We start from the raw sequence: 1248 nt of genomic DNA, 5'->3' as shown, positions 1-1248 counted from the left end.
GCGGGCGCGACACTCTGGCCGTACCCGCGGTGGTCGATGGTGATCACGCGGTACCCGGCGGCCGTGAGGGCGTCGCGGTTGCGGGCGAACAGTTCGCCGCTGAGCGGGTAGCCATGCAGCAGCAGGATAGGCGTGCCGGTGCCTTCGGAGACGTAGTGAATTTGGGCGCCGTTAACCTCGAGCATGCCCTGCTGCATGGGCAGGCCGGCGCCGCCAGCATGCGCGCTGCCGGCGACGAGGCCAGCCACCAGGACCATCATTCTGTACTGCTTCACAGGACCTCCTCCTGACGTGGCTGAGTGCCGTTCCGGCGCTCGACTCAGTCAGGCTTCTGACTGACCCTAGTGGAAGCGAGACTGCTTTGGCTCCGGGGGACTTCATGACATCTTGGCTTCAGGAGACCGCGCATGGCAGGGAAACGAGACGAGATCATCCGGGCCGCCCTGCGGCGTTCCCGCAGCCACTCGATCTCCCGCACGACGCTCAAGGACGTCGCCAAGGCCGCGGGTCTGCCGCTCGGAAACCTCTACTACTACTTCAAAACGCGGGACGAGTTGATCCTGGCGGTGCTCGATGAATGTGAGCGGGAACTGGAGGAGCTCCTGACTGCGCTGGACCCCCTGGAACCTTCAGCCTGGATCGACGCCTACCTCGACTGGCTCATGCAGACCGCCCAGGACCGCGGGGGGCTCAGTTGTCCCTTCGGAAGCCTGGCCACCGAACTGCGGGCCGTGGGGGACCCTGCGGCCACGCGGGCGGCGGAGATCGTGGAGCGGTACCGGACAGTGGTGGGTGCCCGCACGGCGGCGCTGGGGGCGCGGGATCCGGATGCGTTGTTCCTGACGGTGCAGGGGGCGCATACGGTGGCGAGCATCCTCGATGACTCAGCACTCTTCGAAAGTGCGATCAACCGACTAAGGAGTAACCTGTGACACAACAGATCGTGCACGCATCGCGAATCAACGGGCGTGTAAGTGGGCCAGCTTTAGCCATGGGTGCATTCAAGACTCGGCGGCCGCCCTCGTCCACTGCAGGTCAATGCGATCGGCGCGTTCGCGTGTCTATCCATCACCTGTGAGCCGGGCAGAGGTCGATCAGGATACACAATTCATCTGACGTCCAACGGGGATAAGCCCGCCTTCACCCAGTGCGGTCCCGGCGCCCTGGTGGCCCTTGTCTGATGGGGTATGGTTCCCCCGACCCGACACCTTGCCGCCCTGGCCCTCCTGACCCTGCTCAGCGCCTGCG

General features: G+C 65.3%; 2 protein-coding genes. One reads left to right on the top strand and one right to left on the bottom strand.

Going from position 1 to position 1248, the window contains the following annotated elements:
• Positions 1-275, bottom strand: a 275-nt coding sequence (locus HNQ07_RS23780; RefSeq protein WP_311733233.1) for an alpha/beta fold hydrolase, incomplete at its 3' end; no start/stop codon positions are given.
• A 132-nt stretch (positions 276-407) separates the two neighbouring features.
• Here HNQ07_RS23780 and HNQ07_RS23775 point away from each other — a divergent pair.
• Positions 408-932, top strand: a complete 525-nt coding sequence (locus HNQ07_RS23775; protein WP_184116520.1) for a TetR/AcrR family transcriptional regulator — start codon at positions 408-410, stop codon at positions 930-932.
• Positions 933-1248 lie beyond the last annotated feature (316 nt).

The sequence above is a fragment of the Deinococcus metalli genome, from assembly GCF_014201805.1.
In the GTDB taxonomy this organism is placed as follows: Bacteria; Deinococcota; Deinococci; order Deinococcales; family Deinococcaceae; genus Deinococcus; species Deinococcus metalli.
Note: the sequence above shows the minus strand (reverse complement) of the source record. Positions and strands in the feature narration are given on the sequence as shown.

Excerpts from the sequence above, each read along its gene's own strand:
- HNQ07_RS23775 (WP_184116520.1), top strand. The coding sequence starts at position 408 with ATGGCAGGGAAACGAGACGAGATCATCCGGGCCGCCCTGCGGCGTTCC.